The sequence below is a fragment of the Tepidiforma bonchosmolovskayae genome (genome assembly GCF_008838325.1).
GTDB lineage: Bacteria > Chloroflexota > Dehalococcoidia > Tepidiformales > Tepidiformaceae > Tepidiforma > Tepidiforma bonchosmolovskayae.
On the sequence record NZ_CP042829.1, the window covers coordinates 1456715 to 1481717 of the forward strand.

The window sequence follows — 25003 nt, forward strand, 5'->3', positions numbered from 1 at the left end:
CTCCCCGCTCCCCGCTCCCCGCTCCCCGCTCCCTGCTCCCTGCTCCCCGCTCCCTGCTCCCTGCTCCCCGCTCCCCGCTCCCTGCTCCCCGCTCCCCGCTCCCCGCTCCCCGCTCCCTCCTCCCTATTTGCGCACCGGCCGCGCCCCCGCCGCCTCCAGCGCCCGCGCCAGCCGCTCCGCCGTGAACGGCTTCTGGATGAGCCCGGCAATCCGCCGCTTCACATCCCGGTCGATGTGCGCGTCCGCCGCGTATCCGGTGCAGACCACCACCGGCAGGTCGGGCCGGATGGCCGTCAGCGCCCGGAACGTCTCGGAACCGGTCATGCCCGGCATCACCAGGTCGAGCAGCACCGCTGCGAACCGGTCCGGCCGGGCCCGCACGATCTCGATCGCCGTCGCGCCGCCCGGCGCCTCTACGACGTTGTAGCCCAGGTCGCCGAGCGTAGCCGCCAGCGCCCGGCGCACCATCGGGTCGTCGTCTACCACAAGGATGAGGTTCCCCTCGCCCGCGCTGAAGGCGTCGGCGGCGCCGTCCCGCTCGCCGGGCGCCAGCGGGAAGCTGAGGGTGAACGTCGTCCCGCGCCCGGGCTCGCTGTCGACGGTGATATCGCCGTGGTGCCCCTGCACGATGCCGTACGTAATCGCCATGCCGAGGCCGGTGCCCGAGCCGGGCGGCTTTGTCGTGTAGAACGGCTCGAAGATGCGCATCCGGACCTCGTCGGTCATCCCCGGGCCGGTGTCGGCGATCTCCACCCAGGCCAGCGGGCCGGTCGCGCCCGCCCGGATGGCGATGCGGCCGCCTTCGGGCATCACATCGCGTGCGTTCAGCACGATGTTCATCAGCGCCTGCTCCAGCTGCCCCGAATCGCCCTCCACGATGAGGGGCGTCTCCGGCAGCTCCACATCGAGGGCAACGCGCGAATTGATCGCCGGCGCCACCAGCTGCAGCGTGTCCTCGATGACCGTCCGAAGGTCGACCCGCCCGAAGCGGACGAGCCCGCCGCGCGCGAACGAGAGCAGCCGCCCGGTGAGGTCGGCCGCCTTGCGCGCCGCCTCCTCGATAAGCGCCACGTTCTCCCGCTCGTCGATGTCGAGGTTGGGCGAGCGCTTCAGCAGGCCGGCGAACCCGAGGATCGTCGTCAGCAGGTTGTTGAAGTCGTGCGCCACAGCGCCGGCCATCGTCCCCAGCGACTCCATCTTCTGGCTCTGCATCAGCTGGGCCATCAGCGCCTTCCGCTCCGAAACATCGCGCGCGAGCACGAGCACCGCCTCGCGCCCGCCGTAGGCGACGAGCGAGGCGACCACCTCCACGTCCAGCGGCGAACCGTCGCGTTTGCGGTAGCGCACATCGGCGAGGTGCACCTCCCCATCGGCGTGGATGCGCGCCATGAACGCGCCGAGCTCGGCTTCGTCGGCCATCGAAATATCGTCGAGGCGCAGCGTCTGCAGCTCGCGCTGCGTGTAGCCGAGCACCCGGGCCGCGAAGGGGTTCGCGTCGAGGATGCGCCGGCTGGCCGCGTCGACCGTGAGGATCATCTCCTCCGCCTGCGCCACCAGCGAGCGGTACTTCAGCTCGCTCTCCGCCAGCGACTCCAGCGCCGAGGCCTTCTCCAGCGCCAGCGCGAGCGGCCCTGCCAGCGTCGCCAGCAGCTCGGCATCCTCAGCGCCGAACCGACCGGTGCCCTCGCCCCGGAGCTCGACCAGCCCGCGCACCGAATCGTGCACCACCAGCGGCGCCCGGATGACCGAGAAGAGGCCGGCCTCCAGCAGCGCCCGGTGCCCCGCGTGCAGCGGCAGCTCTTCGCGCGCGTCGGCCGCGAACTCCGGCGCGACCCGGCCGGCCGTTCCTGCGCCCCGCAGCCGGCCCACCGGCAATTCATCCGCGGAGGCTTCCGCGGGCAGCGCGATCCCGGCGTCCATGGCGAGGCGGCGGGCGGTCGCCTGCCCGGGTTCGACCACGAACACGGCGCCGAACTCCGCCCCGAACAGCGCCCGGCAATCCGCGAGGAACCGCTGCGCCACCCGCTCGGCCGTGCCGCCGGCGTTCAGCCGGGCGAGGATGCGCGCGGTCGCCTCCAGGCGCGCCGTCCGCCGCGCCTGCTCCTCCCGGCCGCGGAAGTACCGGACCGCCAGCCCCAGGGGCTGGACCGCCTGGCCGAGCTGCTCGGCATCGGCCCGGCCAAATCGGCCCGGCTGGCGGGCACCGAGGGTCACCACCCCGCAGACGCTGTCGCCGTCGCGCACCGCCACCCGCATGCTCGACCGGATGCCGGCGTCCCGCTCTGCCATCGAAGCCGCCGTCAGCCGCGTCTCCGCGGCCAGGTCGTCGAAGACGTGCACCACGGGGCCTGCCGGCGGCCACGCATCGAACACCTGCTCTGCCGGCAGCACATCGCCTGCCCGCCACCCGGCGGCCTCCGGGTCGGCCGCCGCGACCCGCACGCTGCTCCCCTCGACGACCCCGATGGCGCACTGGTCCGCGCCGTACATCGCCCGGAGCGCTCCCGCCACCTGCGCCGCCAGCTCCTCGAAACGGTCGTGCGCACCGAGCGCGCCCAGCAGGTCGAGCACGGCCCGTGCCCGCTGCGCCTGCTCGTGCGCCGAGGCGATGAGGTACGCCCGTTCGAGCACCGTCCCCAGCGTGCCGGCCAGCTCGCCGAACTGGGCCAGGTCCTCCGCGTCCCAGGCGCGCGGCGCCGGGGCTGCCACGGTCGCGATGCCCCGGACCACGCCCGCAGCATCCCGGATGGGCGCCCGCATCACGCTGCGCAGCCCGTGCTCCGCCAGCACCCGGGTCGCGCGGTCGTGCTGCCCGGTCCGGGCGTCTTCGGTCAGCGCCGGCCCGCCCCTGGCCAGGCCCTCCCAGGCGTCCGGCTCCTCCCGCACCGCCCGCTCGAGTTCGGCCAGCTCCCCGGCCGAAAAATGGTCGCTCGAGGCCGAGAGCGTCGGCTGACGACCGGGGCCCGTGGTCAGGACCACCGCATGCGACGCGCCGAAGATGCGCCGCACCTCCCGTACGAACACGTCTCCCGCGTCCTGCATCGATGCGGCCGGCGTGAGCGCGAGCAGCACGCGGGTCTTCGCCTCCAGCAGCTCCGATTGCTCCGCAAGCCTCCCGAGCAGCCGCACCCGGTCGATCGCCACCGCCAGCGGCCGCGCAAGCTCCATCAGCCGCTCTTCGTCGCCCCGGGAGTACCGGTGCGCCTGCCGGCTGCCGACCGTCACCAGCCCCACCGTCCCGTCGGTGAGCCGGAAGGGCACGCGCATGCCCGAGAGCAGCCCGCGCTCCCGCCCGATCGCCGTTCCCGGGTTCGGCGGCAGGGTCGCAAAGATGTCGCCCGCGGGTTCGTCCCGGTGCGCCAGCGCCTCCCGGTAGGCTGCCACGTCAGCATCGGTCAGCGCCGGCTCAAACTCTCCCGGACCCATCACCCCCGAGCTCAGCCCGAGCAGCTCCCGGCGCCGCCGCTCCAGGTCGACCGTCCCGAGCGCGACATGGTCCGCCCCGAAGTAGTCGCGCAGCCGCTCGGCGATCGCCTGGCAGGCGGGGCCGAGTTCCCGCGCCTCCCAGAGCGTCTCCAAGAGCTCCGCGGCAACGTTGAGCATCCCGGCATGCTGCTCGAGCGCCAGCGCATGCGCAACGGCCAGTTCGCCGCGCCGCAGCCGCTCGACGCCCAGCTCGACGACCCTCCCCACCCGGGCGAGGAAGCTGCGCTCCGTCGAGCTCCACGCACCCGGCTCCCGCCGCAGCGCCACCACCGCGAGCCCCAGCCCGCCCCAGCGCCGCGCACGCACCGCGGCCGCCAGCGACCGCATCCCCAGCGCGTCACGCGCAAACGCCTCTGCCGGCATCAGGTCCGGCTCGTCGAGCGACTCCCGGACCCACGTCTCGCCCGGCCGTTCTTCCGTCAGCCGCCGGTTCGCCGGGTCGGCGGCCGCCGCCATCGCCGCATCCCAGAGGCCTGCCGTCAGCAGCCCGGGCGGGGCCGACCGCACCGTCCGTTCCCCGCCGGGCCCTCCCTCGACGAGCACGAATACTGCATCGGCGGCGAGCGCAGCCTGCACCCCGGCGGCCACGCGTTCGAGCAGGGCCGCCTCGTCTTCCGCCGCCGCAATCCTCCCCAGCAGGTCCGCCTCGGCCGTCCGGATCGCCCGTTCGAACTCCAGCCGTTCGAGCAGCAGCAGCGGCCGCAGCCCGGCCATCGCCGCGGCGGCAAGCTCGCCCAGCTTCCCAAGATCCTCCCGGCTGAAGTACCCGGGCGTTGTGCTCCCAACCAGCACGAACCCCAGCACCGTGCCCTGCTCGTCGGTAAGCGGGAGCCGCACCGTGCTCCGCACCCCCGCAGCGATCGCGGCCCGCTGCCCCGGACTCGGTGCTGGCAGGTCCAGTGTGTCCGCGATGACCGTTGCACCCTCCTGCTCCAGCACCCGGGTGAACGCCCGGTCGCTCCGCCGGTGGTCGAACGGCCAGTTCCCCGGCGAGAGCCGACCCTCCAGCGGCCACCAGAACGCCCGCCTGCCCCGCCGGCTGAGCGCCACATAGGCGCAGTCGGCGCCCAGCTCCCGGGCAGCCAGCTCCGCAAGCCGGGCGGCTTCCGCCTCCACGTCGCGGCTGCTTCCCGGCACGGCCTCCCGCGCCGGCGGCGCAGCGTGGCCCTGCGTTCCCGCGGTCCCTCCGTGGTCCGCCGGTGAATGCTCCCCCATCTCCTTCCCCCGGGGGCCGGGCCCGCCCACGTGCGGAACCGGCAGATACAGCCTCGGCAGGCGCCCGCATCCTACGTACTGGCATTCCCTGCGCGATATCAGGGAGTTCCCGAAATTTCTCCGGGCAACAACCTTTTCGGCCCTGTTTCATGGGAATCTGCCCTCCCCTCCCGTCCTGCCCCGGTGCGCCCCGTGCCCGAGAGCGCCGGCGGAGTACCATACGCACCATGAACGAAACGTTGCGCTCGCGAACCCGTGTCGTCGTCACCGGCCTCGGCGCCATCACGCCCGCCGGTCAGACCGTCGACGAGTTCTGGCAGAACCTCGTCGACGGCCGCTCGGGCATCGGCCACCTCACCATGGTCGACCCGACCGGCTACCCGTGTAAGTTCGCCGGCGAAGTCAAAGACTGGGACCCGACCCGCTACATCGAGCGCAAGGCCGCCCGCCGCATGGCCCGCTTCTCCCAGTTCATGGTCGCTGCGGCTGCCCAGGCCATCGCCGATGCCGCCCTCAACCTCGACGCCGAAGACCGCGACCGCATCGCCGTCCTCATCGGCAACGGCGGCGGCGGCTACCCCGACATCCAGGAGGCCGCCCGCACCCTCTTCGAGCGGGGCGGCATGCGCATCGACCCCCTCTACCTCGCCCGCTCCCTCGGCAACATGGCCGCCGCCCAGGTCTCCCTCCAGTTCGGCCTCCGCGGCTACAACGGCACCATCGTTACCGCCTGTGCTGCCGGCACCCAGGCGATCGGCGAAGCTGCCTGGCTCATCCGCTCCGGCCGAGCTGAGATCGCCGTCACCGGCGGCTGCGAAGCCGGCATCTCCGAGCTCGGCCTCGCCGGCTTCTCCGTCATGCGCGCCCTCACCAGCTTCGACGGCCCGCCCGAGGAAGCCTCGCGGCCCTTCGACGCCACCCGCGACGGCTTCGTCCCCTGCGAAGGCGCCGGCGCCCTGGTCCTCGAGTCCGAAGCCCACGCCCGTGCCCGCGGGGCCCGCATCTACGCCGAGATCGCCGGCTTCGGCTGCACCAACGACGCCTTCCACGTCGCCGCGCCGCCCGACGACGGCGAAGGCGCCGCCCGCGCCATGGCCGAGGCCCTCCGCGACGCCGGCCTCTCCCCTGCCGACATCGACTACATCAACGCCCACGCCACCAGTACCCCGCTCGGCGATACCGCCGAGACCCGCGCCATCAAGCGCGTCTTCGGCGAAGACGCCTACCGCATCGCCATCAGCGCCACCAAGTCGCTCATCGGCCACGGCCTCGGCGCCAGCGGCGGCATGGAGACCGTCGCCACCATCAAGACCATCGAAACCGGCACCATCCACCCCACCATCAACCTCCACCACCCCGACCCCGACTGCGACCTCGACTACGTCCCCAACGTCGCCCGCAAGGCCGAGGTCCGCGCCGCCCTCAAGAACAGCTTCGGCTTCGGCGGCCAGAACAGCTCGCTCGCCATCGTCCGCTACGAACCGTAGCCCCCGGCGGCGTCCCGCCCGCGCGGTGCATCGCAAACAGCAGCGCGGCCCCAGGGAAACCTCCCTGGGGCCGCTGAACGTTCGCTCCGGAGTGGGGCGCCGCCTAGACCACGCCCGGCGGCACTTCGACATCGCCGTCGCGCAGCGGACGCGCCGTCGGCCGCACCGCGACTTCCAGGAGCTCGGCGATATCGAACGCGCGGATCGTGCGCTTCTCCTCGTCCGGCTGCACCGCCGGGATGCCGTCCTCGAACATCTGGATGCAGAACGGGCAGGCGGTCGCCACGATGTTCGCGCCCGTGTTCGCGGCCTCTGCCGCGCGCAGGTGGTTCACCCGCGTGCCCGATTCCTCCTGCCACATGTTCCCGCCGCCGGCCCCGCAGCAGAGCCCGCGCTCCCGCGAACGCGGCATCTCCACCAGCTTCGCGCCCGGGATCGCCTCGATGACCTGCCGCGGCGTGTCGTAAATCCCGTTCCCCCGGCCGAGGTAGCAGCTGTCGTGCACCGTGATCGTCGCCCCGGTGCCCTCCTTCGGCTTCAGGTCGCCCTTCGCCAGCAGGAACTGGAGGAAATCCGCGTGGTGGGTCACCTCCCACTTCCCGCCGAAATCCGGGTACTCGTTCCGGAACGTGTTGAAGCAGTGCGGGCAGCTCGTGATCACCCGCTTCACGCCCATCTCATTCAGGGCGTCGGCGTTCGCCTGCGCCATCGTCGCGAACAGGAACTCATTGCCGAGCCGCCGCGCCGGTTCGCCGTTGCAGGTCTCCGCCTGCCCCAGCACACCAAAGCTGACGCCGGCCTCCAGCAGCAGCTTCACCACCGCCTGCGTAATTGGGATGTTCCGCTCCACCAGCGCGCCCGAGCAGCCGACCCAGTACAGGTACTCCTGCGACCCGTCGTAGATCGGTACGTCGATGCCCTGCGCGCGGAGCTGCTCGATCCACGTCTCCCGCGTGAGCTGCGTCCCGCGCCAGGGGTGGCCGCGCTGCTCCAGGTTCTGGAGCGCCGCCTGCGCCGTCGCCGGCACCCGCGCCTGCTCCATCACGAGGTACCGCCGCATCTCCACAATCGGCGGAACGTGCTCCACCAGCACCGGGCACTCCTGCATGCACGCCCCGCAGGTGCGGCACGCCCAGAGCGTCTCATCCTTAATGTACCCGCCTACCAGCGGCTCCAGCTCCTCCTCCGGGTTCTTCCCCTTCAGGATGAGCGGCCCCGCATGGTTCATGTATGTCTTGATGTCCTGGATCAGCGCCATCGGCGAAAGCGGCTGCCCCGCCGTGTACGCCGGGCACACCTCCGTGCACCGCCCGCAGCGCACGCACGTGTCGGCATCGAAGAGCGTCTTCCACGTGAAGTCTTGCAGCCGGCCCGCGCCGAGCCCGGCGCCCTCCTCGATCAGCTTCTCGATGTCGCCCATCGGCTCGAGGTAGAGCGGCGTCGTCGGCCGCTTGAAGAACGCGTTCACCGGCGCCAGCGCAATGTGCCGGAACTTCGTCAGCGCCATCAACGTCAGCAGCGTGAACGCGCCGACCACATGGAACCACCACCACCCCACGTGGAAGTCCAGCAGCGTATCGGGCGAAACGCTCCCCACCAGCTTCGCCACGACGTAGCCCGCCGGCGACCACTTCGACCACGATTCGTTCCCTGCCGGGATCTCGTCGGCCGCCAGCCGCAGCCCTTCGACTACGATGCCGCTGAACAGCACCACGCCCAGCAGGCCGACGATGATCGCGTCCTCCGTCCCGCGCCGGTCCCAGTTCAGCTTCGCCGGCGGCGAGATGTAGCGCCGGTACACCGCCATGCCGATGCCGATCAGTCCGATGACGCCGAACACGTCGCCCACGAGCGAGTACACGAGGTAGGTGCCGCCCGTCAGGAACAGGTGCTCCCGGTCCGACCCGAAGATGAGCGGCAGGTAGTCGTCCAGCGCCAGCAGGATGGTCACGATCGTCAGCACGAGGAAGCTCGAGTAGATGAAGCCGTGCATCACGCCCGCGTAGCGGTCGTTCTTCACCCGGCTCGTCCCGGCTCCCAGCGTCAGCAGGTTCGTAATCCGCGCGCTCAGGCGCTGGTTCACCCGGTGCGGTTTCCCCAGCCGCCAGACGCGCACCCGCTGGAGGAGCGCCCCGAAGATCACCGCCATCGAAATGGCAAAGATGAAGTACATCAGCCACGGCGTCTTGATGTTGAAGAACACCTCGCGCGAGGCGTCCGTCGTCCGGGCCGTTTCGATCGCGGAGATAGCCGCCAGCACCGCGACCGGGACGACAATGCCGCCCCAGCTGCCGCGCAGCCGCGTGCCCTTCCGGCGCTCTCCCCCGTTGCCGGTCATCGAACCATGCTTCATGTCACGCGTTCCCGTTGCAGGTTTCGAAACGGTGCGCGCCGGCTGGTCCCCGCGCGCACGATGTAGCCGCATCCTACCCGAGCCTCCCCTTCGGTGCGAACCCCGTTCACCCCGCCCGAACGGTGCTCCGCGTGGCCCGGCTTACGCCGCCCCGGCACGCCGGCGCCCCGGCCGTCCGACCGGGGCGCTGCTGCAGGAGCTGACCGTATCGGCCCGCCGCTATGACTTCGCCGGCAGCTCGTTGGTCGGCGTGCCGTACAGCTTCCGCAGGTCCGTCTTCAGGACCTTGCCCATCACGTTCCGCGGCAGCTCATCCACCACGGCCACGTACTGCGGCGCCTTGAACGAGGCGAGCCGCGATTTCGCGTACTGCGTGATCTCCTCCGGCGTGATCGTTGCGCCCGGCTTCAGCACCACGATCGCCTTCACCACCTCGCCCCACTCGACATCCGGCACGCCGATGACGGCCGCCTCCTCGATCGCCGGGTGCTCCTCCAGGACGTTCTCGATCTCCCCGGGCGAGATGTTCTCGCCGCCGCGGATGATCAGGTCCTTCTTCCGGCCCGTGATGTACAGGTAGCCGCCCTCGTCCAGCTTGCCCACGTCGCCGGTGTGCAGCCACCCGTCGATGATCGCCGAGCTCGTCGCATCCTCCTGCTTGTAGTACCCCTTCATCACGCGGTCGGAGCGGACGCAGATCTCGCCCTCCTCGCCCGGCGGCAGCGGGCGGTTCCGCTCGTCCATAATCGCCAGCTCCACATCCGGCATCGGCTTCCCGACCGAACGCAGCCGCTGCTCCTTGATCTCCGTGTCCGTGCTCAGGTCGTGGTCCTCCGGGCCGAGGAACGTCAGCGTCGCCGTCGATTCCGTCTGCCCGTACGCGTTGATCAACCCGATGCCCTTCGGCGGGAAGATGTCGCACGCCTTCCGCACCACTTCGTACGGCATCGGCGCCGCCCCGTACGTAATCTGCTTCAGCGACGAGATGTCGTACTTGTCGAAGTCCGGCACCTCCATGATCCGCTTCAGCATCGTCGGCACCACGAAGGCGTGGGTGACCTTCTCCTGCTGCACCGCCTGCAGCCACAGCTCCGGCGAGAACTGCGGCAGGATCACCAGCGTCCGCCCCATCCAGACGCCGAGGATCATCGCGGTCGCCCCCGCCACATGGAAGAACGGCGCCGAAACCAGCAGCTTCTCGTGCGTCTCCGGGTCGGCCGGCGGCTGGTTCGTCGCGTACGCCGTCACGTCGAGGAACGAAAGCTGCACGCCCTTCGGCTGCGCCGTCGTCCCCGAGGTAAAGATGATGATCGTCGCGTCTTTGTCGTCGACCTCCGTCCAGATCTCGTCCTCGGCGCCGCCCTCCAGCAGCTCCTCGTACCGGAGGTACCCCTCGGCCGCACCGCCGAGGCTGATGTAGTGCTGCACCGTCGTCAGCGTCGGCCGGATCCGCTCCACCAGCTCCCGGTACCGGTCCGAAACGAGCAGCACCTTCGTCTCGCTCACATTGACCATGTAGGTCAGCTCTTCATCCTTCGCCCGGTAGTTGAGCGGCACGAAGGTCGCGCCCAGCATCGCCGACGCGTAGTAGCTGATCACGAAGTCCGAGCTGTTGACGGCCATGATCGCCACGTGGTCGCCCTTCCCGACCCCGAGGCCCTGGAACGCATTCGCCAGCTTGCACACCTGGCGGTACATCTCCGCATAGGTGAGCCGCTTCCCGCCCCCGTTGCCGTCGAAGTCGACCAGCGCCTCCCGGTCGGGCACAACCGACGACGTGATCTGCAGGAACTCGATCGTGTTCATTCAGACTCCAGAGAAGAAACGTAGGGACACCCTTGTGGCCGCCGATTCTACCGGAACCCGCCATCCCGGGCGAACCGGGGTCCCTCGCCCCGTCCCGCGCAGGTTTCCACGCCCTTGACAGCCCTTCCCGCCTTCTGCACCATCGCGGCCAACATTCTGGCCGTCCGGCCAAGATGCCGCAGGAGCCGCGCCATGTCCGCCGATGCCGGGTCCGGCAGCACCACCCGCCCCGCCTGGTGGAGCCGCCAGTACATCGAACCGTTCACCCTCGACGATGACGAGCTCTGGCGCATCGTCCGCGAGTCCACCCGCGCCGCCGTCGCCTGGGTCACCAAATCCTGCGAGCCCGTCGTCGCCCAGATGTCCTATTGCTGGTACGACGGCCACATCTGGATCACCTCGACACCCAACCGCGACAAGTACCGCGCCCTGCGCCGCAACCCCGCCATCTCCCTCTCCATCTTTGACCCGAACGACTGGTTCAAGCAGGTCACCATCCGCGGCCGCGTCACCTTCTTCGACGACCGCGAGTCCGTCCGCCGCTTCACCCACGAGCTGATCACCGCCGGCGGCCGCCGCACCGTCCCGGCCGACGTCTACCAGCGCGAATTCGAGCGCTTCGACAGCCCCGAGCGCGCCGTCATGCGCGTCGATATCGAGCGGGTCCGCAGCTACGACGGCCGCAAGATGTGGAAGACCGAAGTCGAAGGGCTCGACCCCTGGAGCGCCGACGCGTAGCCATCCCCCCGGGCGGACGCTAGCATGTGCCCGCCATGTTCCACGTCCTCTTCTACGAGTACGTCCCCGACATCCTGGAGCGGCGGGAGCCCCACCGCCCGGCCCACCTCGCGCTCGCCCGCGAGTACCACGAAGCCGGCCGCCTCCGCCTCGCCGGCGCCGTCGGCGAGCCCGTCCACGGCGCCATGCTCGTCTTCACCGACCCCGAATCCGCCGCCGACTTCGTCCTCCGCGACCCGTACGTGCTGAACGGGCTCGTCACCGCCCACCGGATCGAGCCCTGGCACGTCGTCATCGGCCTCTGACAGCCTGGACGGCCCCGTCGGAACGAACCGAGGCGCCCGCCGGCCCTCACCGTCCCGTCCGCCGCCCGGGCCGGGTCCGTGTGCGCCGCGCCCGCGAAGGCTGCACCCGCGGCGGCTCCCCCGGCGCCTTCGGAAAGTGCGGCGGATACGGCGCCTCGCCCAGCCCGGCGCGCGCCTGCTCCTCAGCGAGCGCCAGCAGCGGCTCCAGCGAATACGCCCGCGCATCCAGCCCCGCCATCGCGTCGCCCCGCTGCGCCAGCAGGCCCGGCACCGTCGCCAGCGTGAACTGCCCCGGCTCGGCGCGCGGCAGCTCCTCCCACGTCAGCGGCATCGAAACCCGGGCGTCCGGCGTCGCCCGCACCGAATAGGCCGACGCAATCGTCCGGTCGCGCGCGTTCTGGTTGTAGTCGATGAACACCCCGTGCCGCTCCTCCTTCCACCACGCCGTCGTCACCAGCCCCGGCTCCCGCCGCTCCGCCTCGCGGCCCAGCGCCAGCGCTGCCCGCCGTACGTCCGCGAACTCCCACCGCCGCTCGACCCGCACATAGATATGGATGCCCCGGCTGCCCGAGGTCTTCGGATAGCCCTCCAGCCCGAACTCCCGCAGCAGCCCGCCGATGAGCAGCGCTGCCTCCCGCACCGCCCCGAACCCCGCCTCCGGCGTCGGGTCCAGGTCGAACCGCAGCTCATCGGGGTGGTCCGGGTCATCGGCGCGCACCGGCCACGGGTTCAGGTCGATGCACCCCAGGTTCGCCGCCCAGGCGAGCCCCGCCGCGCTGTCGATGACCGGCAGGCTGGCCGAACGCCCGCTCGGGTAGGTCACCCGCCCCGTCCGCACATACGGCGGCAGCCGCGCAGGCGCCCGCTTCTGGAAGAACGGCCGCCCGGCCGCGCCGTCCACGTACCGCTTCAGCACCAGCGGGCGGTCCCGCACGCCCCGGAGGGCCGCCTCCGCGACCGACAGGTAGTACCGCACGAGGTCCAGCTTCGTGTGCCCCGCCGCCGGGAAGAACAGCTTGCCCGGGTTCGAAACCGGCACCTGCACGCCGCCGGCATCCACCAGCACGCGCTCGGTCGGCATGGCGCCAGTATACGCGCGGCTGCTTGACGGCAAAGGAGTGCTGCTATATTTTCCCTCAATCACACGCCGGGGAGGCGGTCATGGCTCCGAGGTTTGTCACCCACCTTTGGTTCGAACGCGGCGCACTCGAGGCCGCGGAGTTCTACACGCAGCTCTTTCCCAACTCCCGCATCACCGCCGTCACGCACTACAGCGAGGTCGGCCGGGAGTTCCACGGCCAGGAACCCGGCACCGTCATGACGGTCTCCCTCGAGCTCAACGGCCGTCCCTTCATGCTCCTCAACGGCGGACCCGAGTTTCGCCTCAGCCCTGCCTTCTCCATCCTGCTCGAGTGTGACACCCAGGAAGAGATCGACCGGTACTGGGACGCCCTTCTCGAAAACGGCGAAGCCCAGCAGTGCGGCTGGCTCGTCGACCGCTTCGGCGTGAGCTGGCAGATTTCGGCCCCGATGGATGAGTGGCTCACGACGCTCGACGCCGCCGCACGCGACCGTGTCCTCGCCGCAATGTTCCAGATGACGAAAATTGACCTCGCCGCGCTCGAGGCCGCCGCCCGCGGCGAACCCGCGCCGGCCGGCCGGTAACCAACCCCAGGGAATCCCGCAGCCAAACGCTGCGACAGGGCAGGAAGGAGAACCACAGATGCCCGGCACCACCCTCCTCATCGGCACCCGCAAGGCCTTCTTTATCTACCGCTCCGATGCGGCCCGCGAACGGTGGGAGCTCTCACCCCCCATGCTCAAGGGCACCTCCGTCTACCAGGCCGCCGTCGATACCCGCCGCCGCCCGGCGCGCCTCCTCCTCGCCGCCAACCACTGGGCCTGGGGCCGCTCCGTCGCCCGCAGCGACGACGGCGGCCACACCTGGGAGCAGCGCTCCCCCGGCCTCGGCTTCCCCCAGGATATGGGCATCACCATCGACAACGTCTGGGGCATCGCCCCCGGCCACCCCGATGAACCCGGCGTGGTCTGGGCCGGCACCCAGCCCGCCGGCCTCTTCCGCTCCGCCGACTGGGGCGAAACCTGGGAGCCCGTCGATACCCTCAACCGCCTGCCCGACCGCAAGTTTTGGTACATGACCGGCGGCGGCCAGTCGGCCCTCACCGCCATCGAGCTCGACCCCCGCACGCCCCGCCGCATCTACGTCTCCATCGCCGCCGGCGGCGCCTACTGCTCCGAAGACGGCGGCCAGACCTGGGAGCCGCGCTGGCACACCGCCATCGCCACCACCCCCGAGGTCCGGGAGATGTTCGCCAAGATCGAAGAGCTGTTCCCCGAGATGGCTGCCCAGTTCCCCGCACCTGAAGGCGTCGACCCCCTCGCCGCCAACGAGTTCCACAAGTTCCGGCTCGACCCCAAGAACCCCGACCGCACCTGGGGACAGGCCCACATCGGCGTTTTCCGCTCCGACAACGGCGGCCGCAAATGGGTCGATGTCACAAAAGGCCTCCCCTCCTTCCACGGCTTCCCCCTCGCGGTCACCAAACAGGGCCGCGATGCCGTCTTCGTCGCCCCCCTCGAAATGGAGGCCGACAACTTCCGCGTCATGAACGGCCAGTTCGCCATCTACCGCACCACCGATGCCGGCGCCACCTGGGAGCGCCTCACCCGCGGCCTGCCCGGCCCCCACGACTACCAGAGCGTCTACCGCGACGCCATGGATACCGACGGCATCGACCCCGAAGGCGTCTATGTCGGCACCACCAACGGCGAGGTGTACTACGGCCGCGAGTGGGGCGAATCGTGGGTCCGTCTCCCCGGCACCCTGCCGCCCATCCTCTCCGTCACCGCGATCCCCAGCGACCTCCTTTAGCCGCCCTCAGCCGTCCCGCCGGATGTAGTCGATCAGGTCCACGCTCTCCGGCGGGCGGCCGATGGTCGTCAGGATCGCCGCCGCTTCCGCCCGGTGGTGCGTCGAATGGTTGAACACATGGAGGATGAGCTGCCAGAGCGGCCGCGCATCCGGCACAGGCGGCTGATTCCGCCGGTAGCGGACCGTACTCCGCAGCCGCGCCTCGTCCAGCTCCGCAAAGAATCGCGCCCGCTCCGCCCGGCCGGCCTCCCACGCCTCCCGCACGGCCTCCAGCGTCGGCCACGTCGCCGGGCCGTCCAGCTTCGCCTCCGCGTCGCCCAGCCAGCGGCGCAGCCAGTGCCGCTCCGAGGCCACCACGTGCGCGAGCAGCGCATGGAGCGAACCGTCGCCGTAGCTCCCCGGGATGCGCGCCGCCGCAGCCTCCGGCCTCGCCGCCACCGCGGCCCGCAGGATCCGTTCGTTCGCCCAGTCCTGGAACGCCGCCGTAAAACGGATCAATTCAAGCGAAAACGGCGGCTCCATCCCCCGTCGCCCCGGCCCGCCCTAGGCAACCCCCGCCGGGAACGTCGTCGGGATCTTCGCCGCCATGTCGAAGAACTCCTGGAACGTCTGGTTGAACCGGTAGAACGTATCGCGCCGGTGGTAGTCCTTCCCCCGCGCGAACTCCTCCGCGCTCCGAAGGTCCAGCGAGTTCAGCGTGTACTCGTGCGTCGCCCGCCCGTTCTTCTGAATATCCTCGATCATCGCCCGCCAGTCCTCCGGCGACTGCACCAGCACGAAGTCGAGCTCCTCCGCCCGCTTCGCATCGATCTCCTTCACGTCCTTCACCTCGAACGCCTCGAAGTCGATCTCGAAGTACCGGTCGCCCACCTGCACGCCCATCTCGGCATCGCAGGTGCCCAGCCGCTTGAAGCTGTCCGAGGCGTTCAGCAGGTCGGCCGCGGCGCGGAACCATTCGACAGAAGGAAACTCAGGCATCGCGTCACCTCCAGGGACGGGGCCGATGGCGCAGCATCGGCAGTGTGGGCGGGAGTGTACCCGCTTGGAGCCTGCCTGTCAGGCCGCCGGGTCGGCCGCGCCGGTATACTCCGCCCGTCCGCGCAGAAGCCCGGATCTCCCGCCCGCAGGAGGTGCGCTGTGTTCGAACTCGAAGGTAGGCTCGCGGTCGTCACCGGCGCAGGGTCCGGAATCGGCCGCGCTATCGCCGAAACCCTTGCCGCCCAGGGCGCCCGCGTCGCCATCGCCGACATCGACCTCGAGGCCGCCCGCGCTGCCGCAGCGGCCATCGGCACCGCCCGCGCCGAGTCCTTCTCCGTCGACGTCGCCGACCAGGACTCCGTCGAAGCCCTCCGCGATGCGGTGCTCGGCCGCCTCGGCGTCCCCGATATCCTCGTCAACAACGCCGGCTGGGACCGCGCCCAGCCCTTCCTCCAGACCGACCGCCCCTTCTGGGAAAAGGTCGTCGCCATCAATCTGCTTGGGCCCATCGCCATCTGCCGCGCGTTCGTCCCGGCGATGGTCGAGCGCGGCGCCGGCGGGCGCGTCGTTAACATCGCCAGCGACGCCGGCCGCGTCGGCAGCACCGGCGAAACCGTCTACGCCGGCGCCAAGGGCGGCGTCATCGCGTTCACCAAATCGCTTGCCCGCGAAGTCGCCCGCGCCGGGATCACCGTCAACTGTGTCTGCCCGGGTCCGACCGATACCCCGCTCTTCCGCCAGCAGCCCGAGCGCATCCAGGAAGCGCTCGCCAACGCCATCCCCTTCAAGCGGATCGCACGCCCCGCCGAGATCGCAGCCGCTGTCGCCTTCTTCGCCTCGCCCGAGGCCGGCTACATCACGGGGCAGGTCCTCAGCGTCAGCGGCGGCCTCACCATGGCCGGCTGAGCGCTCGACAGCCGCCCGTTACCCGCGGCAGAATCCCGCCCATGGCAACCGTCCAGACCGTCCTCGGCCCCGTCGATGCCGCAACCCTCGGCGTCACCCTCAGCCACGAGCACATCCTCGTCGGCATGGGCGAAGACAACCACCACTACCCCTGGCGCTTCGACTGGCACGCCACCCGCGCCGCCGCCATCCGCGAACTCCGCGAAGCCCGCGAGGGCGGCATCGGCACCATCATCGACCTCACCACCCCCGACCTCGGCCGCGACGTCGAATTCGTCCGCGACGTCGCCCGCGAGGCCGGCATCAACGTCGTCGTCGCTACCGGCATCTGGCGCGATATCCCCCGCTCCTTCTGGACCCGCGACCCCGACGAGATCGCCGACATCTTCGTCCACGAAATCGAAGTCGGCATCGGCACGACCAATATCCGCGCCGGGGTCATCAAGGTCGCCAACGACATGGGCGGCGTCACCCCCGAGGGCGAGCGCATCCTCCGCGGCGCCGCCCGCGCCTGCAAGCGCACCGGCATCCCCATCAGCACCCACCAGTGGGCCCCCGAAGAGGTCGGCTGGCAGCAGGTCCGCATCTTCGAAGACGAAGGCGTCCAGATGGACCGCGTCGCCATCGGCCACAGCGCCGACACCACCGACGTCGACTACCTCGAACGGCTCCTCCAGCGCGGCGTCTACCTCTCGATGGACCGCTACCCCGGCGCGCCCGGCCGCCCCACCTGGGAGCAGCGCAACGCCACCGTCAAAGCGCTCATCGACCGCGGCTGGGCCGGCCGCCTCATGCTCGGCCACGACTACGCGCCCATGCCGGTCCTCAAAGGCCAGCAGCCGCCCGCTCCGCAGGGCCCGACCCGCTACCTCTTCGTGTCGACCGTGGCGGTCCCCGCCCTCCTCCGCGACGGCGTCCCGCAGGAGACCATCGACCTCATGCTCCGCGAGGTGCCGCGCCGCTTCCTCACCGGCGAAGCTGCCTGACCTGCCTCAGTTCACGCCGTCGCTGGCAACCAGCGGCGCCGCCATCCGGAACGGCAGCGCCGGCCCCAGCTCCACGTCGACCCGCTGGCCGCCCGGCGCGAAGACCGGCTCCTGCACCGCGAACCGCCGCGCAACCGGGAACCACAGCCGGATGCCTGCGCCCGGCGTGCCGCACCCCGGCCGCTGCCCCGGCCGGCTCCCGTCGGCCAGCACGTCCACCACGTACACCGTCTTCCCCACGTCGGATGCCGGCGTCCCCGGCCCCGGGGCCGCGACCCGGGTCAGGTCCTCCCCGCAGGCGCGGCCGTTCACCAGCGCAATCACCGGCTGCACCGCCGGGTCGAGGTTCGCGCCATCAGCCTGCACAACCCCGTACGGCCAGGCGAAATCCGGCGGGGCGGGCGGCTCCTGGCCGCGCGCAGCCCCGGGAATGCACAGCGCCGCGGCGAGCAGGCCTGCCAGCAATCCCTGGCGGAGCGCGCTCCCGCGGCGCGGATCGGTCATCCCCCGAGTATGCCTAGTTCGTCCCGTCCTTCGCCACCTGCGGCCCGTAGTTCCGTGGCGTCAGCTGCGGCCCGAGGCCCGTCAGGTTCTTCTGCGAGGGCCCCGCGCCCGTCCAGCTCGCCGTATCCGTCGCCATCTGCCGGTTGCCCACGAAGTAGAACTGCACCGTCCGCCCCGGAGCGCCGCAGCCGGCCAGCTGGCTGTCGGAAATGACGTCCACGACATACACCACGCCCGAACCATCCGCGATCGTCTGGCCAACCCCGCAGGTCTGCGAGCTCCCGCCGCTCGTCACAATCGCCAGCACCGACTGCCCGGGCCCCACGCCCGAGGGCACGGAACCGTAGAAGGTCGCCGGCGGCGAAGGCGGCGCACCCTGGGCCATCACCAGCGCCGGAATCGAAGCCGTCGCCGCCGCAGCGGCGCCAATCGCAAGGAGGATCGCTCGTTTCATTGCACCTTCCAATGGAGCGGGAACGCGCTCGCAGGTAGCAGCGTAGGCGGCGAAGATTATGCAGGCAAGCCGTTCCGGCGCCCCCGCCGGGCGCCCGCCAGACTGTTTACGGACAGTTTACAGCCCGCCCGCGAGCCACCCGCCATGCCAGCCCTCGCCGCCCTCCGCGCCGCCCTCCGCCCCATCGCCCGGCCCGCCCGGCAGGCGCTCGGGCCCCTTCGCCGCGCCCGCTGGCGCGCCCGCTACCTCCGCGACGGCATCGAAGGCATCGCCATGGAGCTGCGCTCCGCCACCCACCACCACGACGAACTCCTCCGCATGTTCGGCGCCGCCGTCGGCCGCGATGTCTCCATCCACGGGCCCATCCACATCGTCAACGCCGGCGCCGATTTCCGGAACCTCCGCATCGGCAGCCGCGTCCACCTCGGCACCGACGTCCTCATCGACCTCGCCGACCGCGTCACCATCGAGGACGAGGCCACCCTCTCCATGCGCGCCAGCATCGTCACCCACATCGATGTCGGCCCCGGCCCCCTCCGCGAACGCCGCCCCCGCGAACAGGGCCCCGTCCGCATCGGCCGCGGCGCCTACCTCGGCCTCGGCGCCACCGTCCTCCACGGCGTCACCGTCGGCGAAGGCGCCACCATCGGCGCCCACGCCCTCGTCGACCGCGACGTCCCGCCCGGCGCCACCGTCCTCGCCCCCCGCGCCCGCCGCGCGCCGGAGCCTGCGGAGTGACCGCCACGCCCCCCGGCCGCCGCGGCCGCGTCCTCGTCCTCGGGCTCCCCTATTTCGGCCGCAGGCTCGCCGCCGACCTCTCCCGGCTGGGCTGGCAGGCCCGCTACCTGCCCCACCCGGGCCGCAGCCTCCCCGGCTGGGCCCGCGTCGCCGCCGCCGTCGCCCGCGCCGATATCGTGTACCTCATCGGCAGCCGCCTCGACCGCGGCTCGCCGCAGGACCGTCTCCTCCGCGTACGCCGCCGCCCCGTCGTCATCCACTGGGTCGGCACCGATGTCCAGATCGCGCTCGAGGAGCACCGCCGCCGCAACGCCTCGGCCCGCATCGCCGAGCGCGCCATCCACTGGACCGATGCTCCCTGGCTCGCCGAGGAGCTGCGCCTCGCCGGCATCCGCGCTGAGTACGTCCCCCTCCCGATCCCCCTCCCCGCTGCCGACCCGCCCCCCCTGCCGGAGCAGTTCACCGTCCTCCTCTATTACCCGGTTGATGCCTTCGACCGCGAAGTCTTCGATATCGACACCATGCTCCGCCTGCCCCCGGCCTTCCCGGGCGTGCGCTTCATCCTGGTCCCCTCGCCGCCGGAGACGCTCCCCGCCCCGCTCCCGCCCAATCTCGAGGCCCGCGGCTGGGTCGACGACATGGACGCCCTCTACCGCGAGGTCACCGTCCTCGTCCGGCTCACCAGCCACGACGGCCAGTCGTTCATGGCCGCCGAGGCCCTCGCCCGCGGCCGCTACCTCATCTGGACGCACCCCATGCCCGGCGGCATCCAGGCCGCCGGCTTCGAGGCCGTGAGCGCGGCCCTCCGCCGCCTCCTCGAACGGCACCAGGCCGGCGCCCTGCCTCTCAACCTCGACGGCCGCCGCCAGGTGCTCGAACGGTTCGGCGGCGGCGCCCCCCTCCGCGAGATCGATGAGCGCCTGCAGGTGCTCCTCCCCCGCTAAAACTCCCCGCCATCGGGGAATTGCGATACCCTCGAACCATGAAGGCCATCCCGACCCTCTCCACCGATGAGGAGCGCGCCGCCGCCATCTTCCGCGCCCTCGGCAACCCCGCCCGCGTGGCCATCGTCAGCGAGCTCGCCCGCCGCGCAGCCTGCGTCAGCGACCTCGTCGCGGCCCTCCCCCTCGCCCAGTCGACCGTCTCCCAGCACCTCAAGGTGCTGAAGGAGGCCGGCATCGTGCGGGGCGAAATCGAGGGCCCCGGCGCCTGCTACTGCCTCGACCCCGAGGCCATCCGCTGGATCGCAAAGTTCTGCTACGACCTCTGCTGCCCGCCCGGCGCCGGCGAACCCGCCTGCTCCTGATCGGTCGCGTGCAGGGCCCGTCACCTGCCGCTGCCCCCGCGCCATAGGAACGGCGAACCCTTCGCGCGAGGTGCGTTCCTGGTGTTCCGGTTCCTCTTCCCCTTCCGGCGGTGGCGCCGCCGCCGGGGGTTCTTCCGCCGCCCGAGATTCCGGGCTGGCCCCCGCCTCTAGCGCTCAGCCCTGCGGCAGCCCCCGCCCCGCAAGGAAGTCGAGCAGCAGGCGGTTCACCTCGTCCGGGCGCTCCTGCTGGGTCCAGTGCCCGCACCGCTCGAGGTGCTCCATCCGGATGCCCGGGATGAGCGCCGGCATTGCCGCCGCCATCTCCGGCTTCAGGATGGTGTCGTTCGCGGCCGTGATCATCATCGCCGGCACGTGCAGCTGGGGCCCCTGCGGCGCACCCTCCTCCTCGGCGTTCAGGTCGGCGGCCCGGTACCAGTTCAGCCCCCCGCGGAACCCCGTCTTCCGGTACGCCTCCACGTACACCGCAATCTCCTCGTCCGAAAGGAACGAGCGCCGGTCGTCGGGGATGCGGGCCAGCACCCCGCTCCCGTCGCCGCCCACCCGCATGAAGGTCGTGAAGTCCTCCGCCCGCGTCCAGTCCATGAACACCTTGTGGAACGTCCGCTCGATGTCCGCCTCCAGCTCCGCTTCGGCCACCCCCGGCCGGAGGAAGTAGCGCATGTAGAACGTGTCGTCGGTCAGGCCGTGGTAGTCGCGCAGCGCCTCCGTCGTGCGCCGGTTCGATGGCGGCGCGTACGGCGTGTTCAGCCCCACGATCGCGGCCGTCCGCTCCGGGTAGCGCAGCCCCATCTGCCAGACCACCGCACCGCCCCAGTCGTGCCCCACGAACACGGCCCGCTCCAGCCCCAGCGCATCGAGCAGACCCGCCATGTCCGCGCAGAGCACCTTCATCGTGTACTGGCGCGGGTCCTCCGGCGCGTCGGTGCCGCCGTAGCCGCGCATATCCGGCGCGATCGCCCGGTAGCCCGCCTCCGCGAGCGCCCGCAGCTGGTGCCGCCACGAATACCACAGCTCCGGGAACCCGTGGCAGAACACCACCGGAAAGCCGCTCCCGGCCTCCGCCACGTGCATCCGGATTCCGTTCGCCTGCACCTCGCGGTGCACGATGTCGCCCACGCTGCTGCCTCCTGCGCTGCCTGCTCGCTGTCTGCTACGGGGCCACATCCTACACTGTCCCCATGGCCGAACTGCGCATCCCCTTCTTCCGCCCCGCCATCGACGACGACGATATCGCCGCCGTCGCCGATACCCTGCGCAGCGGCTGGCTCACCAGCGGCCCCAACCTCCGCGAATTCGAACGCGAGCTCTCCGCCGCCTGCGGAGCACCGTACGTCAACGCCGTCAACTCCTGCACCGCCGCCCTCCACCTCTGCCTCCGCGCGTGGGACATCGGCCCCGGCGACGAAGTCATCGTCCCCGCCTACACCTTCTCCGCCACCGCCACCGTCGTCGTCCATACCGGCGCCCGGCCTGTCCTCGTCGACGTCCGCGAACGCGACGCCAATCTCGACCCCGAGGCGTTCGAGCGCGCCATCACCCCCCGCACGAAGGCCGTCATCCCCGTCCACTTCGCCGGCGAACCGTGCGACATGGACGCCATCCTCGCGATCGCCCGCCCCCGCGGCATCCGTGTCCTCGAAGATGCCGCTCACGCCATCGGCGCCGCCTACCGCGGCCGCCCCATCGGCTCCATCGGCGACGCCACTGCCTTCAGCTTCTACGCCACCAAGAACATCACCACCGGCGAAGGCGGCGCACTCGCCACCTTCGACCAGGCCCTCAGCGACCGCGTCCGCATCCTCACCCTCCACGGCATGACCCGCGACGCCTGGAACCGCTACGACGCCGGCGGCAGCTGGCGGTACGACATCGTCGAATTCGGCTTCAAGGACAACCTCACCGACCTCGCCGCCGCGCTCGGCCGTCGCCAGCTCGCGAAGCTCGAGCGCCTCACCGAGGCCCGCACCCGCATCGCCATGCGCTACATCGCCAACCTCCGCGATGAGCCGCTCCTCACCCTCCCCGCCTTCGACGAGGCCAACCGCCACGCCTGGCACCTCTTCATGGTCCGCGTCGATAACCGGCGCTCCCCAGTGCACCGCGACGACGTCATTCGCCGCCTTGCCGAGCGCGGCATCGGCACCTCCGTCCACTTCATCCCGCTCCATTTCCACACCGCCTACCGCAAACTCGGCTACCAGCCCGGCGATTTCCCCGTTTCCGAACGAATTTTCGACGGCGCAATCAGTCTCCCCCTCTTCCCGGCGATGACGGACGAAGACGTCGATTTCGTCTGCGAAAATCTGCGCGAAATTCTTCACCCGAACGCTTGAGCCCGACCGTGCTCCTGCCGAACAATGAGGCGAACGGCCCAATTCGGCCCGAGGTGGCAGTCCATGTCCCCCACGTACCGCCTGGCTGCCGCCCTGCTCCTTCCCCTCGCCCTCATCGCCGCCTCCTGCGGCGACTCCACCAGGAAGGCGCCCCTCGCCGACTGGGTCGACGGCCTCTGCCGGGCCGCAGCAGCGCTGGACCGCGACCGCGACGCCGCGCTCGAAACCTTCACCTCCGCCGACCTCACCAACACCGCTGCCGCGAAACAGGTCTTCGTCACCACCGTCGAGAAGCAGCGCGAGGTGCAGAAGACCTTCCGCGCGGCCGTCAACGACCTCGGTCAGCCCGACATCGACGGCGGGAAAGAGGTTGTCAAGGCCTTCCAGGACCAGTTCAAGGAGAACGACCAGCGGACCGACGACGTCGCAAAGCGCGTCGCCGCCATCCCCGACCGCGCCGACTTCCTCACTGAGTTCCAGCGCATCGTCGACCAGGCCGGCGAACCCGACTTCCGCGCGAAGCTCGTCCTCGTCGCCAAAGACCACCCGCGGGTCGACGACCTTATCGCCGCCATCGACAAAGACCCCGACTGCTCACGGGTCATCTTCAGCGCCAGCCCGGCCGCCAATCCCCAATCCGAGGCATGGGTGAGCGGCGTCTGCACCGCCCTCGGGACCTGGATCAACGCGCTCAGCACCGGCGCCGATTCCATCAACCGCAAACTCGATGCCGCCCAAACCCCGGCCGAGGTGAAGCGCATCCTCGTCGACTTCTTCGAACAGGGCCTGGCCGATACCCGCGCCCTCGACCGCGCGCTCAAGCGGCTGGACCCGCCCCCTGTCCGCGACGGCAAAGAGATCAACCGCGTCTTCGTAACCGCCGGCGAAGACCTCGTCGCCGCCATGGAGCGGCTCAACCGCGAGGTCCGCTCCGCCGACTTCTCCACCATCCAGCAGGCCGACGCCGAAGCCGCCCGCTTCATCGCCCTCATCGACCAGCTCTTCGGCGACGTCGCCGCGAGCTTCGACGAACTCCAGCAGTACGACCCCGAGGGCCTCGACATCCTCTTCCAGGAACTCCCGGAGTGCCAGTTCTGACCGGCTGACGCCGCTGCCCCGCCCGAGGCCGGCGCGCCCGGGTTTCCGGCCGCCCGGACAGGCCCCACCCCCGCTGAGGTGCAGGGGCGGGCAACCGCGGGCCGGCCGGCGCGCCCTTACTCCGCAAGTCTCACCACCCCAACGACGACGCCTGACCTCGCCGTTGCGATCGGCCGCCCCGCCACCGAAACCTCCCCGCCGCCGGGACACCACATCTGCCAGGGCAGCCCCAGGCCGACGGCCGGCTCTGTCTGCCCCGGGCACGAGACCGTCGGCACCGCCGGCAGCAGCCGCTCTCGCCAGCCCGCCACCACAGCACCCGGGTCCGCAACCGGTTCGAGCTTCCCCGTCGCCGGGAAGAACAGCCACGTCTCGTTGCCTTCCCAGGTCCAGCACCGTTCTGTCGCCCCGGCGAGGCGCTGGAACGGCGCCGCCCGCATGAGCACCCCGTTGCCGCCAGGCTCGAAGTCGAACGACACCAGCGCGTAGCCGTCGAGCCGGCCTCGCGCCAGCTCCCGCCCTCCCGCCGGCTCGACGAACACGACCTCCTCTCCGCCCAGCCCGAGCTCCTCGCAGGCGAGCGTCCAGCCCCCGGGGACCGTTGCCAGCACCTGGCCACCGGGGTCCACCGCGGCCACGGTCGCCCCTCGCCTCGTCACGGCCCCGTCAAGCCGCACCGACGCGAAGACCCCCGGCCCGTCGTGGTGCGCAAACCCCATCACCTCCAGCCCGCCGTCGTCGGCGTGCCAGGCGATTGGCGCCGGCCACGCCCCGAGTGCCTCCAGGAGCATATCCATCCCCCAGCGGTGCAGCACCCGCCCTGTGGCCATCTCGAGGACGATAAGTTCGCCCCGGTCGCGGTCCCGGAGGTCGGCACTCTCCCAGCCGACCGCAAGCATCCGCCCGTCGTGCGAAGGGACCGCCGTCGTCGGCCGCTGCGCTGGGTCAAACCGCAGCAGCGTGGCCAGCTCCCGCCCATCGAGGCTCCACCGCACCACCCGCCGCTCGCTCATCGTGACCACCTCGCGCCCGGCTGCGAAGACCCACCCGGGCAGCACGAACTCATCGGTCGAGCCCACCCGGAACGAGGCAACCCTCCGCCCGCTTGTCGGGTCGACGGTCACAATCTCGACCATCGGGTAGCTCCGCGTGTCCGTCTGCTCCGTGCCAGCCTCAAGAGCAAGCACGAGCAGGTCTCTCCCCGGCGGCACGGTCTGCGTCGGTCCGGGTGTCTGCGTTGCCGCCGCCTCCGTCGGAGCGGGTGTTGCGCGGCTGCCCCCGTCGGTATCGCTGCACGCTCCCGCCAGAACCGTCCCCGCCAGCGCGGCAGCCAGCACCAGCGTCGCGCCCCGCAACCGTGTTCTCCCGGTCATGCGTACCCTCCTGCCCGCCCTGC

The 25003-nt window shown here is 71.1% G+C and carries 22 protein-coding genes; 12 read left to right on the top strand and 10 right to left on the bottom strand.

All coding sequences use genetic code 11. The annotated features are described in order from the left end of the window. Window positions 1-123: 123 nt before the first annotated feature. Window positions 124-4623 carry a GAF domain-containing protein gene (locus Tbon_RS07235; RefSeq protein WP_192497817.1) on the bottom strand — a complete coding sequence of 1500 codons (4500 nt, stop codon included), beginning with the start codon at window positions 4621-4623 and terminating at the stop codon, window positions 124-126. 305 nt (window positions 4624-4928) lie between these two features. Here Tbon_RS07235 and fabF point away from each other — a divergent pair, with 305 nt between their 5' ends. Then, complete coding sequence (gene fabF, locus Tbon_RS07240; protein WP_158067012.1) at window positions 4929-6188, top strand: beta-ketoacyl-ACP synthase II; 1260 nt, start codon at window positions 4929-4931, stop codon at window positions 6186-6188. 103 nt (window positions 6189-6291) lie between these two features. Here the strand turns inward: fabF and Tbon_RS07245 are convergent, their stop codons facing one another. Then, the gene (locus Tbon_RS07245; RefSeq protein ID WP_192497818.1) at window positions 6292-8526 is read right to left on the bottom strand and encodes a heterodisulfide reductase-related iron-sulfur binding cluster; all 2235 of its coding nucleotides are present in this window, start codon (window positions 8524-8526) and stop codon (window positions 6292-6294) included. A gap of 234 nt (window positions 8527-8760) precedes the next feature. Next, on the bottom strand, window positions 8761-10347 hold the full coding sequence (locus tag Tbon_RS07250) for a class I adenylate-forming enzyme family protein (RefSeq protein WP_158067014.1): 1587 nt from the start codon (window positions 10345-10347) through the stop codon (window positions 8761-8763). A 192-nt stretch (window positions 10348-10539) separates the two neighbouring features. Between Tbon_RS07250 and Tbon_RS07255 the strand changes: the two genes are divergently transcribed. After that, window positions 10540-11085: a pyridoxamine 5'-phosphate oxidase family protein gene (locus Tbon_RS07255; protein ID WP_158067015.1), complete on the top strand. Its 546-nt coding sequence runs from the start codon at window positions 10540-10542 to the stop codon at window positions 11083-11085. 35 nt (window positions 11086-11120) lie between these two features. Further along, a complete protein-coding gene (locus Tbon_RS07260) occupies window positions 11121-11390 on the top strand; it encodes a YciI family protein (RefSeq protein ID WP_158067016.1) in 270 nt (89 codons plus the stop codon). Between the two features lie 46 nt (window positions 11391-11436). Here Tbon_RS07260 and ligD read toward each other — a convergent pair whose 3' ends face one another. Then, window positions 11437-12471: a non-homologous end-joining DNA ligase gene (gene ligD, locus Tbon_RS07265; protein WP_158067017.1), complete on the bottom strand. Its 1035-nt coding sequence runs from the start codon at window positions 12469-12471 to the stop codon at window positions 11437-11439. Window positions 12472-12551: 80 nt separating this feature from the next. Between ligD and Tbon_RS07270 the strand changes: the two genes are divergently transcribed. Together Tbon_RS07270 and Tbon_RS07275 are read left to right on the top strand one after the other, a co-directional pair. Further along, entirely contained in the window at window positions 12552-13055 is a 504-nt protein-coding gene (locus Tbon_RS07270) for a VOC family protein (RefSeq protein WP_158067018.1), read from the top strand. 58 nt (window positions 13056-13113) lie between these two features. Further along, on the top strand, window positions 13114-14283 hold the full coding sequence (locus Tbon_RS07275) for a WD40/YVTN/BNR-like repeat-containing protein (RefSeq protein ID WP_158067019.1): 1170 nt from the start codon (window positions 13114-13116) through the stop codon (window positions 14281-14283). A gap of 6 nt (window positions 14284-14289) precedes the next feature. On the opposite strand, the gene Tbon_RS07280 is transcribed toward Tbon_RS07275, so the two are convergent. Together Tbon_RS07280 and Tbon_RS14185 are read right to left on the bottom strand one after the other, a co-directional pair. Beyond that, window positions 14290-14805 carry a DinB family protein gene (locus Tbon_RS07280; RefSeq protein WP_158067020.1) on the bottom strand — a complete coding sequence of 172 codons (516 nt, stop codon included), beginning with the start codon at window positions 14803-14805 and terminating at the stop codon, window positions 14290-14292. Between the two features lie 21 nt (window positions 14806-14826). Beyond that, window positions 14827-15261, bottom strand: coding sequence for a hypothetical protein (locus tag Tbon_RS14185; protein ID WP_225734568.1), 435 nt, complete (start codon window positions 15259-15261; stop codon window positions 14827-14829). A 159-nt stretch (window positions 15262-15420) separates the two neighbouring features. Between Tbon_RS14185 and Tbon_RS14190 the strand changes: the two genes are divergently transcribed. Together Tbon_RS14190 and Tbon_RS07290 are read left to right on the top strand one after the other, a co-directional pair. After that, a complete protein-coding gene (locus Tbon_RS14190) occupies window positions 15421-16167 on the top strand; it encodes an SDR family NAD(P)-dependent oxidoreductase (RefSeq protein ID WP_225734569.1) in 747 nt (248 codons plus the stop codon). 41 nt (window positions 16168-16208) lie between these two features. Then, window positions 16209-17153, top strand: a complete 945-nt coding sequence (locus Tbon_RS07290; RefSeq protein WP_158067022.1) for a phosphotriesterase family protein — start codon at window positions 16209-16211, stop codon at window positions 17151-17153. A 6-nt stretch (window positions 17154-17159) separates the two neighbouring features. On the opposite strand, the gene Tbon_RS07295 is transcribed toward Tbon_RS07290, so the two are convergent. Together Tbon_RS07295 and Tbon_RS13820 are read right to left on the bottom strand one after the other, a co-directional pair. After that, a complete protein-coding gene (locus tag Tbon_RS07295) occupies window positions 17160-17657 on the bottom strand; it encodes a hypothetical protein (RefSeq protein ID WP_158067023.1) in 498 nt (165 codons plus the stop codon). A 13-nt stretch (window positions 17658-17670) separates the two neighbouring features. Continuing rightward, a complete protein-coding gene (locus Tbon_RS13820; protein ID WP_192497820.1) occupies window positions 17671-18111 on the bottom strand; it encodes a hypothetical protein in 441 nt (146 codons plus the stop codon). A 144-nt stretch (window positions 18112-18255) separates the two neighbouring features. Here Tbon_RS13820 and Tbon_RS13825 point away from each other — a divergent pair, with 144 nt between their 5' ends. From Tbon_RS13825 to Tbon_RS07310, 3 genes are read left to right on the top strand one after another with little or no spacing between them, the layout of a single operon-like run. Next, complete coding sequence (locus tag Tbon_RS13825) at window positions 18256-18849, top strand: acyltransferase (protein WP_192497821.1); 594 nt, start codon at window positions 18256-18258, stop codon at window positions 18847-18849. Further along, window positions 18846-19793 carry a hypothetical protein gene (locus tag Tbon_RS07305; protein WP_158067025.1) on the top strand — a complete coding sequence of 316 codons (948 nt, stop codon included), beginning with the start codon at window positions 18846-18848 and terminating at the stop codon, window positions 19791-19793. Before Tbon_RS13825 ends, Tbon_RS07305 begins: the two co-directional genes overlap by 4 nt. Window positions 19794-19831: 38 nt before the next feature. Next, window positions 19832-20155, top strand: a complete 324-nt coding sequence (locus Tbon_RS07310) for an ArsR/SmtB family transcription factor (RefSeq protein ID WP_158067026.1) — start codon at window positions 19832-19834, stop codon at window positions 20153-20155. A 174-nt stretch (window positions 20156-20329) separates the two neighbouring features. Here the strand turns inward: Tbon_RS07310 and Tbon_RS07315 are convergent, their stop codons facing one another. Continuing rightward, window positions 20330-21292: an alpha/beta fold hydrolase gene (locus Tbon_RS07315; protein ID WP_225734570.1), complete on the bottom strand. Its 963-nt coding sequence runs from the start codon at window positions 21290-21292 to the stop codon at window positions 20330-20332. A gap of 62 nt (window positions 21293-21354) precedes the next feature. On the opposite strand from Tbon_RS07315, the gene Tbon_RS07320 reads away from it, so the two are divergent. Together Tbon_RS07320 and Tbon_RS07325 are read left to right on the top strand one after the other, a co-directional pair. Further along, window positions 21355-22509, top strand: coding sequence for a DegT/DnrJ/EryC1/StrS family aminotransferase (locus Tbon_RS07320; protein ID WP_158067028.1), 1155 nt, complete (start codon window positions 21355-21357; stop codon window positions 22507-22509). Between the two features lie 63 nt (window positions 22510-22572). Further along, window positions 22573-23607 carry a hypothetical protein gene (locus Tbon_RS07325; RefSeq protein ID WP_158067029.1) on the top strand — a complete coding sequence of 345 codons (1035 nt, stop codon included), beginning with the start codon at window positions 22573-22575 and terminating at the stop codon, window positions 23605-23607. Window positions 23608-23723: 116 nt separating this feature from the next. On the opposite strand, the gene Tbon_RS07330 is transcribed toward Tbon_RS07325, so the two are convergent. Continuing rightward, the gene (locus Tbon_RS07330) at window positions 23724-24980 is read right to left on the bottom strand and encodes a hypothetical protein (protein ID WP_158067030.1); all 1257 of its coding nucleotides are present in this window, start codon (window positions 24978-24980) and stop codon (window positions 23724-23726) included. Window positions 24981-25003 lie beyond the last annotated feature (23 nt).

Excerpts from the sequence above, each read along its gene's own strand:
- fabF (WP_158067012.1), top strand. The coding sequence starts at position 4,929 with ATGAACGAAACGTTGCGCTCGCGAACCCGTGTCGTCGTCACCGGCCTC.
- Tbon_RS07245 (WP_192497818.1), bottom strand. The coding sequence starts at position 8,526 with ATGACCGGCAACGGGGGAGAGCGCCGGAAGGGCACGCGGCTGCGCGGC.
- Tbon_RS07250 (WP_158067014.1), bottom strand. The coding sequence starts at position 10,347 with ATGAACACGATCGAGTTCCTGCAGATCACGTCGTCGGTTGTGCCCGAC.
- Tbon_RS07255 (WP_158067015.1), top strand. The coding sequence starts at position 10,540 with ATGTCCGCCGATGCCGGGTCCGGCAGCACCACCCGCCCCGCCTGGTGG.
- Tbon_RS07260 (WP_158067016.1), top strand. The coding sequence starts at position 11,121 with ATGTTCCACGTCCTCTTCTACGAGTACGTCCCCGACATCCTGGAGCGG.
- ligD (WP_158067017.1), bottom strand. The coding sequence starts at position 12,471 with ATGCCGACCGAGCGCGTGCTGGTGGATGCCGGCGGCGTGCAGGTGCCG.
- Tbon_RS07270 (WP_158067018.1), top strand. The coding sequence starts at position 12,552 with ATGGCTCCGAGGTTTGTCACCCACCTTTGGTTCGAACGCGGCGCACTC.
- Tbon_RS07275 (WP_158067019.1), top strand. The coding sequence starts at position 13,114 with ATGCCCGGCACCACCCTCCTCATCGGCACCCGCAAGGCCTTCTTTATC.
- Tbon_RS07280 (WP_158067020.1), bottom strand. The coding sequence starts at position 14,805 with ATGGAGCCGCCGTTTTCGCTTGAATTGATCCGTTTTACGGCGGCGTTC.
- Tbon_RS14185 (WP_225734568.1), bottom strand. The coding sequence starts at position 15,261 with ATGCCTGAGTTTCCTTCTGTCGAATGGTTCCGCGCCGCGGCCGACCTG.
- Tbon_RS07290 (WP_158067022.1), top strand. The coding sequence starts at position 16,209 with ATGGCAACCGTCCAGACCGTCCTCGGCCCCGTCGATGCCGCAACCCTC.
- Tbon_RS07295 (WP_158067023.1), bottom strand. The coding sequence starts at position 17,657 with ATGACCGATCCGCGCCGCGGGAGCGCGCTCCGCCAGGGATTGCTGGCA.
- Tbon_RS13820 (WP_192497820.1), bottom strand. The coding sequence starts at position 18,111 with ATGAAACGAGCGATCCTCCTTGCGATTGGCGCCGCTGCGGCGGCGACG.
- Tbon_RS13825 (WP_192497821.1), top strand. The coding sequence starts at position 18,256 with ATGCCAGCCCTCGCCGCCCTCCGCGCCGCCCTCCGCCCCATCGCCCGG.
- Tbon_RS07310 (WP_158067026.1), top strand. The coding sequence starts at position 19,832 with ATGAAGGCCATCCCGACCCTCTCCACCGATGAGGAGCGCGCCGCCGCC.
- Tbon_RS07320 (WP_158067028.1), top strand. The coding sequence starts at position 21,355 with ATGGCCGAACTGCGCATCCCCTTCTTCCGCCCCGCCATCGACGACGAC.
- Tbon_RS07325 (WP_158067029.1), top strand. The coding sequence starts at position 22,573 with ATGTCCCCCACGTACCGCCTGGCTGCCGCCCTGCTCCTTCCCCTCGCC.
- Tbon_RS07330 (WP_158067030.1), bottom strand. The coding sequence starts at position 24,980 with ATGACCGGGAGAACACGGTTGCGGGGCGCGACGCTGGTGCTGGCTGCC.